This is a genomic window from Myroides odoratimimus (assembly GCF_001485415.1).
Taxonomy (GTDB): Bacteria; Bacteroidota; Bacteroidia; order Flavobacteriales; family Flavobacteriaceae; genus Flavobacterium; species Flavobacterium odoratimimum.
On the sequence record NZ_BCMQ01000012.1, the window covers coordinates 1 to 14,421 of the forward strand.

Genomic DNA, 14,421 nt, shown 5'->3' on the forward strand with positions numbered 1-14,421 from the left:
TGAAATGCAAAAAAGTAAAACTTTACTTGAACAAGGACACATTGAACAGGGAACCTTTAATTTTATTGAAAAAGTTGCCTTTGGAAAAGGTAGTTGGTATTCTGTTTTTGATCAAAGAGCCAGAAATACAATGACAGCTAGTTACACTACTTGGCTTGATCAAGCTAATGATCCTGAAAGATTAAATATAAAACCAGAGAACCTTAATCAATTTAGTGGTAAAATAACACTTATTACAGGGTCAGATTCTATCTTAGTATATACAGCTGTTGCAAAAACAATAAAACAGAAAGTTAATTCAATAGAATTACAGACTATTCAAGGTGCAGGTCATGGAGGACTTATTTCTCATCCTATACAAACTGCTGATTTGATTAGTAAACATTTAGAACAACTAAAATAATAAACTTATGTAACTTTACTTTACAAGAACTTATATCCTAAACAAAAGTAAATCACATGAATAATACTCTTAAGGCACAAATAGAGCAAGTAATCTCCCTAACAGACAAGGATTTTGATTTTATCTTGTCTTGTTTTGTGTTTAAAAAATATAAGAAACATCAATTTTTAATTCAAGAAGGAGAACCTGTCCCCTATTTGTTCTTTATTGATACAGGTCTATTAAAGCTTGTTTTTACTGACAATAATGCTAAAGAGCATATTCTAGACTTTGCAATGGAAGGCTGGTGGGAAACGGATCTAAAAGCATTCTACAACCAATCTCTAGCAAGCATGAGTTTAGAATGTATTGAAGATACGCAGGTCTATGCTTTAGATTTAGAAGGATATAATAGACTAAGAAAAGAACTTCCTGTAATAAATGAATTCTTTTTAGATAAAACGCATAAGGGATTTATTGCAGGACAACAACGTATTTTATCCATGATGAAAAACAATACTGCAGAGCGGTTCTTTGAACTTCAAGAGCGTTTTCCTGGTATTATGCAACGTGTGCCAAAATCTCTATTAGCTGCATATCTTGGTGTCTCAAGAGAAACACTAAGCCGATTAGATTTAAAGTGATCTACCTCACTTTTTATTTGTGATATAGCTCAACTACTGATTTAAGTGTTTAGTTGCAAATTTGCGCTATAACTTAAAATAAAAATGCAAGATGATAAAAACAGCTATTAATCCTTGGCAATGGCAATCTCAGCGCAACTACGCTCAAGCAATAGAAGTTAAAAATGCTCAAAGTACATTATACTGCTCTGGTCAAGTAGCCATTGACACTAATGGAGTTTCAAGTAATGCTGATATGGAAACTCAGCTTCTACTCTCTATTAAAAACTTAGAAGAGGTAATTAAAACAGCAAATTACTCCCTTGAAGGCATTGTTAGATTAAATATCTATACTACTTCTACCACTGAGCTTATGCAACACTTTCCTATTTTACAAGAGTGGCTTGTTAAACACAAAATCGAGCAAGCAACAACAGTACTTGAGGTAAAAGGATTATTTGAAAATCTAACAGTAGAACTTGAGGCTACAGTTGTAAAATAATACTTATAAGCTGATGCTATGGAATTATAGCATCAGCTTTTTTATAGTGTTAAGTCTTGTTTATACATATAAATAAAACTTTGAAGCGCTTTTGAAGGAGCTTTGTCTTTTCTATAGACAAGTAAAGTAGTCATCGTTCCTAATTGTTTACTAAGAGGATAGGTACATATATTTCTATTTTGATAGTACTGAGATATAATCTCCTCAGGAAGCAAACTAATACCTAGTCCTGCCTCTACAAAGTTTATAATCCCTTCTATAGAATTAAGCTCAATACTCTTATAATTATGAACACCTTTATGAGTAAACCACGACTCTAAGCGCTCTCTGAAAATACAACCGTTATCAAATACAATACTCTTTAAGGGTTCTTGTGTAACTAATTTATTTAAGCTTGGTTGCTTTGAAGATGCTAGAATAACAAGCTGTTCGTCTTTGATCTTAATTTTCTCAAGTCCACTAGTATTCAGTGGTGCTGAGACAAAAGCAGCATCAAGTTTATAGTTTAAAACATCAGCGATTAGTACATCCCTGTCTGCTGATTTAAACTCTAAATCAATGTTTGGATATTTCTGTGCAAAAGAAAGTAGTATCTCAGGTGCTTTTAAAGCCATAGTGGTCTCCATACATCCAATGGTTAAATGTCCAGTTATTACATCACTACTTTTAATCTCATTTTTAGCCTCTTCAACCAAGTGCTGAATTTGCTTGGCGTAATGCATTAATATCTTTCCTTCTTCTGTTAAGTCAACTCTTCGCGAGGTTCTTGAAAACAGTCTGGTATCAAATTCCTCTTCCAAGCTTTTAATTCTTGCTGTAACATTAGATTGAACAGTAAACATTAGATCAGCAGCTTTGGTAAAGCTACCACTCTCCGCTACAGCTTCAAATATTTTTAAATCGTTTGTATTCATTTTAATATCACTTTTTATGATTTATAAAATCACAATTAATCGTTTTTAGTAATCAAATATCCGACATATTTTTGACAAACAAAACAACAAGATGAAAAACAAAATAACAAAACTACTCGTTGCTACACTATTAACCTTTGGTGTTTCTAGTATAACAAGCACTTATGCACAATCAAATTTAATTTCAAAAAATAAAATCATGGAAAACCATTCAATTCACTATCGCTTTATTAAAGTTCAGGGATTAAATATCTTCTATAGAGAAGCAGGAAACCCTGATAAACCTACTCTTCTACTTTTACATGGATACCCTACATCTTCGCATATGTTTAGAAACTTAATCCCAATTCTAAGTAAACAGTATCATATCATAGCGCCTGACTTACCCGGTTTTGGTTTTTCTGACGCTCCAGATCACAAAGCATTTGATTATACGTTTGATCATCTTGCTAAGATCATGCAATCTTTTATTGAGCAAGTACAACTAAAACAATTTGCGTTATATGTGTTTGACTATGGAGCTCCTGTTGGGTTTCGATTAGCTATGAATAACCCAGAAAAAATAACTGCACTTATCTCTCAAAATGGAAATGCCTATAAGGAAGGACTAAGTACGGAGTGGGATCCAATACAACGTTATTGGCGAGATTCTTCGGATGCAAACCGAAAAGCACTACATGGTTTTGTTGCCAAAGAAGCGATCTGGTTTCAATATCACCAAGGAGTTCAAGATTCTTCTTTAATTGCTCCTGAAGCCTACACTCTTGATCAAAAGTTTTTAGATAGACCAGGAAATATTGAAATTCAATTAGACCTAGTTAAAGATTATCAAACAAATGTAGCGCTATACCCTAAATTTCAAGAGTACTTTAGAACTTATCAGCCAAAAACCTTACTTGTTTGGGGAGATAAGGATCCTTATTTCTTACCTGAAGGAGCTAAAGCTTACAAAAAGGATTTACCAAATGCTACTTTAAAATTCTATGATACAGGTCACTTCGCTTTAGAAACTCATGTAAATGAGATTGGAAATGAGATCCTTGAATTTTTAAATAACCTATCAAATTAATTTATAAACACAAAAACAACATATAATGAAAGCAGCCATATTAGAAGAATTTGGGCCAGTTACTAACTTTATAGTAAAAGAAGTACCAATAACAAAACCAAAATTTAAAGAAGTACTAGTTAAAGTACTTGCCACATCAATTAATCCTTTAGATTATCAAGTACGTCGAGGGGATTACAAAAATGAATTATCTCTACCTGTTATCACAGGTCATGATGTCTCAGGAGTAATTGTAGAACTTGGTCAAGGAGTTGAAAATTTTAAAGTTGGAGATCAGGTATACTACTCTCCTGAAATTTTTAATGGCCCAGGAAGTTACGCCCAGTATCACTGCGCTCATGAATCTATTATTGCTTTAAAACCAAAAAACATTAGCCATTTACAGGCTGCTACCCTTCCTTTAGCTGCTGGTACAGCATGGGAAATGCTAGTAACTAGAGCTCAGCTTAAAATCAATCAAACCATTTTAATTCACGGAGGAGCTGGCGGGGTTGGAATACCAACGATTCAAATCGCCAAGGCTATGGGAGCAACAGTGTTTACAACAGCAAGAGAAGTACATCACGACTTTTTACGTGAACTAGGAGCAGACTATGTAATTGATTACACTAAGGAGAACTATATTGATCATATCAATGAACTAACCCATAATAAAGGAGTCGATGTAATTATTGATACCATTGGTGGAACAACACTTACTGATAGTGGAAAAGTCTTAAGTCAACTTGGTCAAGTAGTTACCCTAGTTGATATTTCTCAGCCACAAAATCTTATTGAAGCTTGGGGCAAAAATGCAACCTATCACTTTGTCTTTACAAGACAAAACAGAAATAAACTAGATGAACTTACCAAACTTGTTGAACAAGGAAAACTAAAACCGATTGTAACTAAAGTATTTTCTTTAGAAGACATTGGTAAAGCACATGATTTACTTGAAACAAGGTCTAGTGATAAAGACTTCTATGGTAAGATTGCCATAGATATTGAACATCAAATTCTTTAATTATAAAGGTTATTCTTTTAATAGCAGATAATTTAATTTATTTGCTATTTTTTTTAAATACACTTGGTACTGTATCAAAAGTCTTTTTAAATACTCGATGAAAATGTTGTGAATGTGAAAACCCCAACTCATAAGCAATTTCAGAGATCGTCTTATCAGTATCTTGTAATAATATCTTAGCCTTACTCATTCTTACATTTTGTAAGTAATTAGTCATAGACATTCCATAAAGCTGCTTAAAACCTTTCTTTAGTTTATATTCATTTAGTCCACTTGTTTTAGACAAAGTAGTAATACAGATTGGATTATACAGATTTTGCTCAATAAGTGAAGCTACTCTATGTAGTTTTTCAACATCCTGTCTTTGAAATAAATTCTCTTTTGTTTGTTTTGTTTTTGTAAACAAAAGCTCTATTTGCTCACAAAAAACTTGATTAACTGTAGATTCAAAATAAAGTCTATGTAGTTTATCAGAAATAGGGCTATCCCATAAATTCCTTAAAAGGTAAAGTAAGCGTTTTGATAGTCTTGCATCATGTCCGTGTTTAACCCAAGGTGCTTTTAGGTTTATTTGATTAAAGTATAAAGGAGTTAAGCTTAATAATCTAGTAAAATACTCTAATTTCAAATAAATACTAATAAACTGGTACTCTCCTTGACCGATTAATTGATTGGTTTCCTTCTTTAAAGGATTGTACAGCCAATTATGAGATCCCTGAGGGTAAACCAATTGATCAAACAAGCCTTCTTGAGATTGAATAAAACTGCCCTTTACAACAAAATTAAACTCAACTAGTCCTTCTCTATTTATATGTGACCATAACAAAGTGTCTTCCTTAGTACTAAACTGAGTATCTGTAATAATGAAATTAGTTCCTTGGTAGATTTTCATTGTACCTTGCTTATCCCCTATGTCAAACAAAAGATCAAAAAACTTTCCACGCTGATGAAACTTAATTAAGTCCTGATAATTAATATTTTGCTTTTTTTCTTTCAATGCTTTACTTGTTATATCATTTAAAAAACTGGTACAATTTAATCCTTTTTGTGCACAAATTCTCTTTGTAAAACAAGGAGATTTGTAACAAAATAAAAAAGATGGAAAACATAAATAAACCTAATAAAACTTCTGTTCTAATCATAGGTGGAGGAATTACTGGTCTAACAGCAGCACTACTTTTAGAGCGTTGTAATATAGATTTTATTCTGGTTGAAAAACACAAAACAACTTCTATTTTACCAAGGGCAAGAACAATTGATATTCGAACAATGGAAATATACAGAGAGCTTGGGCTATCAGAAAATCTACGTGAAGCTGGAAAAGAACTTGCTCCTTCTTGGGGTATATTAAGAGGAAATAACTTAAAAGATGCTTTGGCTGAGACTGATTCCAAAATCATAGGTAAAATAACCTATCCTAGTGAGCTTGAAAATTTAAAACATTTAGGAGAAAAATCACCTGAAATAGGTTGTCGTTGTACCCAAGATTTAAGCGAAAAGGTATTATTTGATAAACTTATAGATAACAAACAAGACCTTCGTTTCTATCATCAAATGCTAAGTTTTAAACAACATGGTAATACAACTACATCTATTATTCAAAATAGAAAAACAGGTGATCAGTATACAATTGAGGCTCAATACATCATTGCAGCTGATGGAGCAAATAGCCCCACTAGAAAGCAACTTAATATTGCAACCTATGGTAATGGTTCTTGGACTAATCTATTAAACATTTACTTTAAAGCAGATTTATCCGCAATCGTAAAAGGAAAAGAATTTAGTCAGCTCCTTATAGATACAGAAGAAATTACAGGTTTTTTATTGTCTATAAACAATAAAAACAAATGGGCTTTTCACTTAAAATATAACCTTGAAAAGCAAAATAGTGATAGTTTCACACCTGAAAATATACTTTCTATTTTATATAAAGTACTTGGTTATTCTGACATTGAAATAAGTGTTTTAAATCTCTCACCTTGGCAACTAACAGTTAGAATTGCCAAAGAAATAGCTAAGGGAAATGTTTTTATAGTGGGAGATGCAGCCCATACAATGACTCCTTATGCAGGTAAAGGTGCTAGTGCTGGAATTCAGGATGTACACAATCTTATTTGGAAGCTAAAACAAGTTCTAGAAGGTAAAGCAAATAAAAAATTACTTAACACCTATGATATTGAAAGGCAAAACGTAGGAGCTTTTTACGCAAATCTATCTGGTGAGCTAGCCGATGATAATGGCCTTGTAAGAGATAAACTATTACTTGAAAAAGGAAATCTATTAATAGGTCTTCCTGATTATAGTTACAATTCAACAGCTATTAATAACAAACAAGAACTACCTACTGAATTTATATCAGGGATCTCGTACACAGGAGTCATAGGTACACGTCTACCCCATATGTGGTTAGATAAACAGCAAACTGTATCTACTCTAGACTGGATTAACTATAAATTTACCCTTATAGTTAATCAATATTCAGATTACTGGATTCAAGCTTGGGCAGAAACAAAACAAGAACTAAACATAGATATTGAGTTACATCATTTTTTAAATTCTACTGTCTTAGATAAGTGGACTAAGCTAACCAATTCAACATTATCTGACGCTATACTAGTGCGTCCTGATGGTTTTGTAGCAGCGAGATTATCCACTAATGATCCAGAACATAATCTATTAAATTGTCTCAAAGAAATACTTAGTATAAAGTAGCCTTTGAATACACTAATCTAAGTCCCCATTAAACAAACAACAAATCCTTTCACTCCAATAAACATTATTTATAGTTTATTGGAGTGATTTTTTTATATACAATATACTTCATCTAACAAGAAGTAGTAACTTTACTTTAATGGAACAACTCATCAACTTTTTAAGCCAATTCACAGATTTTAGCGAATCTCAATTAAACCTTATTTCAAGTAAGTCCTTACTAGTTCAACTAAATAAAGATGATCATTTTATTGAATCAGGTAAAGTTTTAAAACAGTTTGGTTTTATAGTAGAAGGTATCTTTAGAATCTACTATTACAATGATAAAGGACAAGAAATCACTAAAATATTTTTAGAGGAAAATCACTTAATTTCTAACCTAAAAGAAAATGTTTCTACAGAATATATACAAGCAGCTACCTCTTGTGAGTTACTTGTGTTTTCAAATAAAGGCTGGAACGAAATTCTTTTAGAAATTCCACAGTTAGAGCATATCATTCAAGAAATAAACAGACAGGCTCTTGTTGAAAAACTAAAGCGAGTAAGCCCTTTAATTTCTCAAGATGCAACCACTAGATACTTAGAGTTTTTAGAAAAATATCCAACACTTGTCAATCGTATACCTCTTTCTTACATTGCTTCATATCTTGGTATTACGCAGCAATCTTTAAGTAGAATTCGAAAAAACATATAGTTTCGTTTCTTTTTACCATATGGTAAATCCGTTGTTTTTTTATCTCTTAATCTTTGTAGGGTAATTAAAAAACAACTTAAGAAATGACACAAACAATTTTAATAACAGGAGCCTCTTCTGGTTTAGGAAAAGAAACAGCTAAACTATTTGCAAGTAAAGGATGGAGAGTGATTGCTACTATGCGTCAACCTGAAAAAGAGACAGAACTAAGTCAACTACCAAATGTTCATCTTTTAAAATTAGATCTTACAAATCCTGCTCAAATCATTGAAGCAGCAAAAAAAGCAGAAGAAATAGCACCTATTGACGTGTTACTTAATAATGCAGCTTATGGACTTATTGGTCCTTTTGAAGGAATAACAGATGATCAATTATCTCAACAAATAAATACTAACTTTTTAGGTACTTTACTCGTTACAAAGGCATTCTTGCCTTATTTCAGAACTCGTAAACAAGGAACTATTTTAACTGTTACTTCTTCAACAGCAAACATCTCCTACCCTTTTGTTTCAGTTTACGCTGCTACAAAATCAGCTTTACAGAACTGGACAGAAGGAATGAGTTACGAGTTAAGTCAATTTGGTATTAAGATTAAAACTATTGTTCCTGCCTATATGCAGACAAGCTTTGGAAGCAATGCTCAAATTGCTTCGCATCCGGATTATGAAACGCTATTTAATCAGTACTTAATAGCAATGAAACAAGATTCAAGTGCTACACGTGATATACCAGAAGATATTGCAGCTGTAATCTATCAAACAGTCATAGAAGATAAAGATCAACTTCACTATACAGCTGGTGATCTAGCTACTAAAGAGTATGATTGGCTTAAAAAAGAAGGTATTGAAACAGTAATGCATACCATGCAAAAACGATACTTTTAAATCTCTTACTAACTAATCAGAATATAAAAACCGTAACCTAGTTGTTACGGTTTTTATTTATTAAAATAACTCATCAGTAAGTTCTTTGACAACCATAGCCCCCGCCAGAGAGCCACTTGCTACTGCAGCCGATACTGATCGAAACATGTTGGTATTATCACCACAAGCATATATACCTTCTATACTTGTTTTTTGAAAAGCATCAACCTTAATATAACCTGTATCTGTTAGCTCACACCCCAACTCTTTTGGAATCATACAATGTTGCTCAAAAGCTACAGCTGCGTACATGGCTTGAAAATCTAATCTGGAGTTATCATTAAAAACAACTGATTCAATATAGCCTTTCTCATGTTTAACTTCTGTAATTGGGCTTTCAATAATTGAAATATTATTACGTTCTAATTTAGCTTGTTGCTCTAAAGTAAACTCTTTTGCTCCATTAGTTAATATGGTAATATCGTTGGTTAAATTACTAACTAAAGAAGCTACATGAACTGCCTTGTCTGAATTAGCCAAAATAGCCGTTTTCTTATCTTTAAATTCATATCCATGACAAAAGGGACAATGAATAACCGATATGCCCCAACAAACCCCTATTCCCTTAATATCAGGCATAATATCTTTAACTCCTGTAGCAAAGATTAATTTTTGACTGTTAAAGCTATCACTTTTATCGGTTGTTATTTCAAAACGATCTTGTACTTTCTTACCAGATAAAGCTATCCCCTTGTAGAACTCAACTGTTTTATAAACTAAAACTTGATCTTTTGCCTTATTTGATATTTCAGAAGGTGTCTGTCCATCTTGGGTAATAAAGTTATGCGAGTGTGGTGTTTGTCTATTACAAGGCAAACCGCTATCAATGATTAAAACAGATTTTAATAAACGGCCTAATGCCATTGCCGCAGAAAGTCCAGCGTAACTTCCTCCAACAATAATTACATCATATTGATCTTTATATGTCATGGTTTAATTTTATTTAATGCAACAATGTTGCAATAATAATGATTAAATTTGTAAATGCAACAATGTTGCAATATTATTTTACACCATGATGAAACAAACTAGAAATACACAAGCCAAAACTGAAATAGTAAAACTAATTGAAAATTCTGAAGTTGCTTTATCTCACGCAGAGATACTATCTACATTAAATGGAATCTGTGATAGAGTAACTATCTACAGAGTACTTGATCGCCTAACTGAAGAAGGAATTATTCATAAAATAGCGACTGTAGAGGGCACAATCAAATATGCTATTTGCCAACATTGTACAATAGAAAAACACAATCATAACCACATTCACTTTACTTGTGAACGATGCCTAAATACTACTTGTATGACAGAAGTAGAACCTTCATTTATATTACCTAAAAACTATAAAATAAAGTCTGTTAATTTTACTATATCTGGTATTTGTCCAGAGTGTAATTAATAATATTACTTACTCCTATTTATCTTTAATTTTAGTTCTATGCTTCTGGCCAAACTCTATTAAAGATTCTAAAACGGGATAACTCTCTAAAGCGTGCTCAGTAAGACTATAAGATACTGTAATACTCCCGTCTTCATTGTGTAGCCAACTTAAATTCTCTTTTACAAAATCAGTGTTGTAAACACGGATCTTGTAAAAGAGAATTTCATCTTCAAGATTATTTTCAGTCGTTATGTGATTGTTTTCAAAGAAAATCTGAAATTTCCCTTCACTATAGTTTGGATGCAGTTGTTTATTCTCAACACATTTTAAAATTCTTGAAAGAGTTGTTTTTCCTGAATAGTTCCGTCCATAAATTATATTGACACGTCTAAAGGTTTCGTTTTTTCCAATTACTGTGTCCCATTTATAGTTTTTGTAAAGTCCAAAAGTGTCAATATCAATTTTTTTAATCATTCATTGAAGCTTTTTAGTTAAACCATAAAGTCGCTCTATACTTACCACAAATATTTTGGGTATTTCCGAAAGCAGGTTATTAGTGCTAGATTAATTAGATTTTTTGCTTTTAATTTTTTTCCAAAAACTTGATAAAATACTATTTCTCTCACTTTTAGCAATACCTTGTTGTGAATTATTACTTCTTTGCAAATTTGTTTTTGAAATAGAAGCTTTTGAGAATATACCAAGCAATCTTGTTAATTCACTTTCAAAAACTCTTGTAGCATCTGTAGCACCGCTTATAGCGTGTGCTATTTCATGTAATACAATTCCTAAGAATTCTTCTTCATTTTTTAATTTTGGACGCCAAATAATTATTCTTTGATTTTCAGAGTCCCATATCCCATCTGATTGCATAAATGTATTATTATCCTTTTGCATTGTTTCCGAAATTAGCACAGATTGAATATTATGTGGTTTACCTCCAATAATATCAAATAGTAATTCTATTTTTGAAAAAGTTTCTTTTTCTGAATAGGTTAGATCATTGTTGTTTATAATCTTAAATTCAAAATTATCACTTCTTTCTTGAATAAATTCTGTGAATATTCTAACCCTATTTGCTTCATCTTTGTCCTCATTTTGCATAGCAATTTTATCTCTAAGATTTGATGGTATAATAACAACTTCAGCTCCGCCTTGTCTTGCTTCATTTACCAAATCTGTCCCCCTCTCAATTTCTTCTGATGTAACAAATATTACTCTTTTGTATTTATTTAAAATTTTTGCAGCGTGTTCTTGTACATCAATCCACTTTAGTTCGTCATGATTATTACCATAGCTATATTGACTTAAATCTGCGCTTAGTTTGTTTCCAATAATTTCTGATTGACACTCTAATAATATTGACTTAACAGTGTTTGCATAAGCAGTTCTACCAACATTTGTTCTTTCTCTATTAATAGCTTTTTTAATACTAGCATTAAGTAATGTAATATTATAACTAAAAAGGAAATTTTCTTCAATAGCAACTGCAACACCATTTATATAGATTTTTCCTCGATTTTCTTTTTTTTGAAGAACACTACCATATTTAGTATTTTCTAGAATTGCTTCATTATTGAACTTCAGAAACATATTTTTTGCTGCTACAATGTCATCCTCTGAAATGTTAGATAAATGGAATTCTGTTCCAATTAGCTCTTTATTTGTAGGCTCAGAGATGTATGCATGTAAAGTAATTAAATCATCAAAACCGTTTTTTTGTGATTTACCTAATGTAATGTCTCCATATTTAGATAAAATTTTGACGCCAACACATTTTCTTTCAAAAGTAGCTAATGCATCCTTTAATCCAATACCAAATTTTCCAATAATACCATTATTGTTTAATTTTTCATCATTCTCTTTTTGGGTGAAATGTTCATATTTTAAGCCTCGTCCATAATCTTTTATAACCCACGAATTTAAACTACTACTCCAGAAGATTTCGATCTCTTTTGAATTCGTAAGAGTTTTTTCATCTAAAGCATTAGCAATAATTTCTCTAACACCATGCTTCACATCCCAGTTTTCTAGAATTTTTTCAATATTTAAATCAAATTTCTTCATTACTTAGATTTTGTTAATAAGGACTATTAGCGTAATAGTAGTATGACGCACAACATTTTTTTCAAAACAAAACATAGTGCATTTTCGTAAAATGATACCAATGTATTATTAATTTTCTAAACATATAAAATAATTATTAATATAATTTATGAAATTCCACAAACTACTCAACATTGGCTCTTCTAGAGGATAGAAAATGGAATGATCAAAGTTCACCTTAATCCATCATTACGCCAAACCCCTTATTGTAGACAGTTTTTTTATAATAGCTTTATAGTCTTAATTAATTGTTGGTATTCAGAAAACGCACGACCAAATTCTTCTGTGTATTCATAATTACTAAATTCGTACTCCTCGTTTAATCCTGTTTTAGTTTTTAATTTAATTTCTCCATATTTCACTACAGGAATTTGATAATTATTTTTAAAACGCTTATCAGGACTTCCATTTTTGTTTACTTTAGCCCAAGTTTTATCTATAACTTTAGAATCTTTAGGAATTGTTCCTGTTTCTGTAAATCTTACATAGCTTTGATTAAATGAAATTTCCTCAAATCCTATTATAGCAAAATCACCTTTTGAAGAATACATTACAATAAAGCTAGGATAGAAATATAAATCAGCTCCATTCGCATTTTGAAAATATAAAGCTTCGTAATTTGACTTAATTTCTGGCAAAGATTTTAATAAAAATTTCACTTCACGCTTTTTGACTAACGTACTTGCTGAAGAACGTGTAGCGACTCTATCTTGAAAATAAGCACTTGTTACGTCCCATATTTTTTGACTATTAATTAGCTTCTTAAAAGTTTCCACTAGTTTGAGATATTTTTCTTTTATTTCTATGTCAAAATCTATATCTAACCTAACATAACAATTTTCTATTTGTTCTTTGGTTTGTACGATAGCGTTCTTTTGAGCTTTAATATCTTCTTTTATATTTTGAGATATAGTTTTTTTTATTAAACCGTATAGAAGAATATAACTAAGATTTAATTTTAATTTTGAAGAAACGTAAGAAGTATTGATTTTTAATAAGTCATTTTTTAATTCTTTTCTTTGTTGCTGAGCTAGAATAATTGCTTCTTTAATTCCTTGCTTATTTTGACTTGTAATTTCTTGAATGTCTGCGCTAAATATATTATCTGAATATTCGATAATATTTGATTCCTCTTGAAAGGAATTGGATGATGATTTTAATAATTTTTGTCTATTGTAAATACCTAAAGGTGGAATACTAGTATTTAAATAAGTACCTGAATTTCCAAAAGTCATACTTGCTCCTCTAACACCAACAGAAGTAGAAATACCGCTTTTACTAAAATTTAGGTGTACACCTGGTATTACTTTAATTCTTTTACGAAAACTCCAAGCCATAATTTTTTTAGATTAATATGTGATATGTAATTTTTGATAGTATTACCTAAGAAGAGCCACGACTTGATCAAGTGTAGGAATTGAAATTAAATGTTTTAATTAATTCAGCACACCTTTGAGCAAAAGCCTATTATTTGGCTTTTATGACATAAAAAACCGAAACTTTAAATAATAACTTAATCAGCCATTACACCAAACCCTTATTTTGTATTTAGTGATTATTATTGTTTAAAATAATCTTCATTTGATATGTTAGACCAACTTAAGCTTCTTACAGGTCTTACGGGCTTAACTTCTCTTACTCCCTTTACAGGACGTACTCCGCGAACACCTCTGATTGGTTTTACTGATTTAACAGGTTTTACAGGGCCTCCTGTTGCATTTTCAGTAAAAAAGACTCTATTCCCTTTTCTATCAAAAACCCATCCTTTTTCAATCCAACCTAAATATCTACCATTATAAGCAAAAATGTTATTTTCACTCAGCCAAGCTACAGGTATTCCATTATAAAGATATATTGATTGGTTATCATCACTAATATATGCAATTGCATTCCCTTTGCTATTATAAAATGTCAACATAATTAAACAGTATTAATTTGTCAAACATATTAAAACTTTCTTTAATCTTATTACGGAAATCCGTAAACCACTCAATATTTTGAGTTTATGTACTATTTAAACAAAAAACAACGACTTTGGAGTAGTTTTCTAGCCCTCTGCAAGAGCAAGTCGTTTTGAAAGCGAGAATCTCAATTTCGAGTGCCTCAAAACAT

General features: G+C 31.3%; 16 protein-coding genes. 9 read left to right on the forward strand and 7 right to left on the reverse strand.

Annotated elements, in window-relative coordinates; all coding sequences use genetic code 11:
• The 3 genes from MODO_RS11560 to MODO_RS11570 form a co-directional block, all read left to right on the forward strand.
• Nucleotides 1–403, forward strand: a 403-nt coding sequence (locus MODO_RS11560) for an alpha/beta fold hydrolase (RefSeq protein WP_369688287.1), incomplete at its 5' end; no start/stop codon positions are given.
• Nucleotides 404–459: 56 nt separating this feature from the next.
• The gene (locus MODO_RS11565) at nt 460–1,026 is read left to right on the forward strand and encodes a Crp/Fnr family transcriptional regulator (protein ID WP_059050995.1); all 567 of its coding nucleotides are present in this window, start codon (nt 460–462) and stop codon (nt 1,024–1,026) included.
• A 91-nt stretch (nt 1,027–1,117) separates the two neighbouring features.
• Nucleotides 1,118–1,507: a RidA family protein gene (locus tag MODO_RS11570; protein WP_059050997.1), complete on the forward strand. Its 390-nt coding sequence runs from the start codon at nt 1,118–1,120 to the stop codon at nt 1,505–1,507.
• 41 nt (nt 1,508–1,548) lie between these two features.
• On the opposite strand, the gene MODO_RS11575 is transcribed toward MODO_RS11570, so the two are convergent.
• Entirely contained in the window at nt 1,549–2,421 is an 873-nt protein-coding gene (locus MODO_RS11575) for a LysR family transcriptional regulator (RefSeq protein ID WP_059050999.1), read from the reverse strand.
• Nucleotides 2,422–2,620: 199 nt separating this feature from the next.
• Between MODO_RS11575 and MODO_RS11580 the strand changes: the two genes are divergently transcribed.
• Together MODO_RS11580 and MODO_RS11585 are read left to right on the forward strand one after the other, a co-directional pair.
• Nucleotides 2,621–3,490 carry an alpha/beta fold hydrolase gene (locus MODO_RS11580; RefSeq protein ID WP_059051040.1) on the forward strand — a complete coding sequence of 290 codons (870 nt, stop codon included), beginning with the start codon at nt 2,621–2,623 and terminating at the stop codon, nt 3,488–3,490.
• A gap of 25 nt (nt 3,491–3,515) precedes the next feature.
• Entirely contained in the window at nt 3,516–4,493 is a 978-nt protein-coding gene (locus MODO_RS11585) for a zinc-dependent alcohol dehydrogenase family protein (RefSeq protein WP_059051002.1), read from the forward strand.
• A gap of 37 nt (nt 4,494–4,530) precedes the next feature.
• On the opposite strand, the gene MODO_RS11590 is transcribed toward MODO_RS11585, so the two are convergent.
• Nucleotides 4,531–5,490 carry a helix-turn-helix transcriptional regulator gene (locus tag MODO_RS11590; protein WP_059051005.1) on the reverse strand — a complete coding sequence of 320 codons (960 nt, stop codon included), beginning with the start codon at nt 5,488–5,490 and terminating at the stop codon, nt 4,531–4,533.
• Between the two features lie 101 nt (nt 5,491–5,591).
• Between MODO_RS11590 and MODO_RS11595 the strand changes: the two genes are divergently transcribed.
• From MODO_RS11595 to MODO_RS11605, 3 genes are all read left to right on the forward strand, one after another.
• Nucleotides 5,592–7,205: an FAD-dependent monooxygenase gene (locus MODO_RS11595; protein ID WP_059051007.1), complete on the forward strand. Its 1,614-nt coding sequence runs from the start codon at nt 5,592–5,594 to the stop codon at nt 7,203–7,205.
• A 139-nt stretch (nt 7,206–7,344) separates the two neighbouring features.
• Complete coding sequence (locus MODO_RS11600; protein ID WP_059051009.1) at nt 7,345–7,899, forward strand: Crp/Fnr family transcriptional regulator; 555 nt, start codon at nt 7,345–7,347, stop codon at nt 7,897–7,899.
• An 83-nt stretch (nt 7,900–7,982) separates the two neighbouring features.
• A complete protein-coding gene (locus tag MODO_RS11605; RefSeq protein ID WP_059051012.1) occupies nt 7,983–8,783 on the forward strand; it encodes an SDR family oxidoreductase in 801 nt (266 codons plus the stop codon).
• Between the two features lie 60 nt (nt 8,784–8,843).
• Here MODO_RS11605 and MODO_RS11610 read toward each other — a convergent pair whose 3' ends face one another.
• Complete coding sequence (locus MODO_RS11610; protein WP_059051014.1) at nt 8,844–9,752, reverse strand: NAD(P)/FAD-dependent oxidoreductase; 909 nt, start codon at nt 9,750–9,752, stop codon at nt 8,844–8,846.
• A gap of 88 nt (nt 9,753–9,840) precedes the next feature.
• Between MODO_RS11610 and MODO_RS11615 the strand changes: the two genes are divergently transcribed.
• Nucleotides 9,841–10,221: a Fur family transcriptional regulator gene (locus tag MODO_RS11615; protein ID WP_059051042.1), complete on the forward strand. Its 381-nt coding sequence runs from the start codon at nt 9,841–9,843 to the stop codon at nt 10,219–10,221.
• Nucleotides 10,222–10,236: 15 nt separating this feature from the next.
• Here the strand turns inward: MODO_RS11615 and MODO_RS11620 are convergent, their stop codons facing one another.
• The 4 genes from MODO_RS11620 to MODO_RS11635 form a co-directional block, all read right to left on the reverse strand.
• The gene (locus tag MODO_RS11620) at nt 10,237–10,677 is read right to left on the reverse strand and encodes an AAA family ATPase (RefSeq protein ID WP_059051016.1); all 441 of its coding nucleotides are present in this window, start codon (nt 10,675–10,677) and stop codon (nt 10,237–10,239) included.
• Between the two features lie 90 nt (nt 10,678–10,767).
• Nucleotides 10,768–12,270: a D-tyrosyl-tRNA deacylase gene (locus tag MODO_RS11625; protein WP_069190339.1), complete on the reverse strand. Its 1,503-nt coding sequence runs from the start codon at nt 12,268–12,270 to the stop codon at nt 10,768–10,770.
• A 260-nt stretch (nt 12,271–12,530) separates the two neighbouring features.
• On the reverse strand, nt 12,531–13,646 hold the full coding sequence (locus MODO_RS11630; RefSeq protein ID WP_059051018.1) for a DUF4236 domain-containing protein: 1,116 nt from the start codon (nt 13,644–13,646) through the stop codon (nt 12,531–12,533).
• A gap of 221 nt (nt 13,647–13,867) precedes the next feature.
• Entirely contained in the window at nt 13,868–14,227 is a 360-nt protein-coding gene (locus MODO_RS11635) for a 4-fold beta flower protein (protein WP_059051020.1), read from the reverse strand.
• Nucleotides 14,228–14,421: the final 194 nt, after the last annotated feature.

What these genes read in the sequence shown, in the direction of transcription:
- MODO_RS11620 (WP_059051016.1), bottom strand. Translation starts at nt 10,677, where the DNA reads ATGATTAAAAAAATTGATATTGACACTTTTGGACTTTACAAAAACTAT.
- MODO_RS11635 (WP_059051020.1), bottom strand. Translation starts at nt 14,227, where the DNA reads ATGTTGACATTTTATAATAGCAAAGGGAATGCAATTGCATATATTAGT.
- MODO_RS11610 (WP_059051014.1), bottom strand. Translation starts at nt 9,752, where the DNA reads ATGACATATAAAGATCAATATGATGTAATTATTGTTGGAGGAAGTTAC.
- MODO_RS11565 (WP_059050995.1), top strand. Translation starts at nt 460, where the DNA reads ATGAATAATACTCTTAAGGCACAAATAGAGCAAGTAATCTCCCTAACA.
- MODO_RS11630 (WP_059051018.1), bottom strand. Translation starts at nt 13,646, where the DNA reads ATGGCTTGGAGTTTTCGTAAAAGAATTAAAGTAATACCAGGTGTACAC.
- MODO_RS11600 (WP_059051009.1), top strand. Translation starts at nt 7,345, where the DNA reads ATGGAACAACTCATCAACTTTTTAAGCCAATTCACAGATTTTAGCGAA.
- MODO_RS11580 (WP_059051040.1), top strand. Translation starts at nt 2,621, where the DNA reads ATGGAAAACCATTCAATTCACTATCGCTTTATTAAAGTTCAGGGATTA.
- MODO_RS11625 (WP_069190339.1), bottom strand. Translation starts at nt 12,270, where the DNA reads ATGAAGAAATTTGATTTAAATATTGAAAAAATTCTAGAAAACTGGGAT.
- MODO_RS11605 (WP_059051012.1), top strand. Translation starts at nt 7,983, where the DNA reads ATGACACAAACAATTTTAATAACAGGAGCCTCTTCTGGTTTAGGAAAA.
- MODO_RS11615 (WP_059051042.1), top strand. Translation starts at nt 9,841, where the DNA reads ATGAAACAAACTAGAAATACACAAGCCAAAACTGAAATAGTAAAACTA.
- MODO_RS11585 (WP_059051002.1), top strand. Translation starts at nt 3,516, where the DNA reads ATGAAAGCAGCCATATTAGAAGAATTTGGGCCAGTTACTAACTTTATA.
- MODO_RS11570 (WP_059050997.1), top strand. Translation starts at nt 1,118, where the DNA reads ATGATAAAAACAGCTATTAATCCTTGGCAATGGCAATCTCAGCGCAAC.
- MODO_RS11595 (WP_059051007.1), top strand. Translation starts at nt 5,592, where the DNA reads ATGGAAAACATAAATAAACCTAATAAAACTTCTGTTCTAATCATAGGT.
- MODO_RS11575 (WP_059050999.1), bottom strand. Translation starts at nt 2,421, where the DNA reads ATGAATACAAACGATTTAAAAATATTTGAAGCTGTAGCGGAGAGTGGT.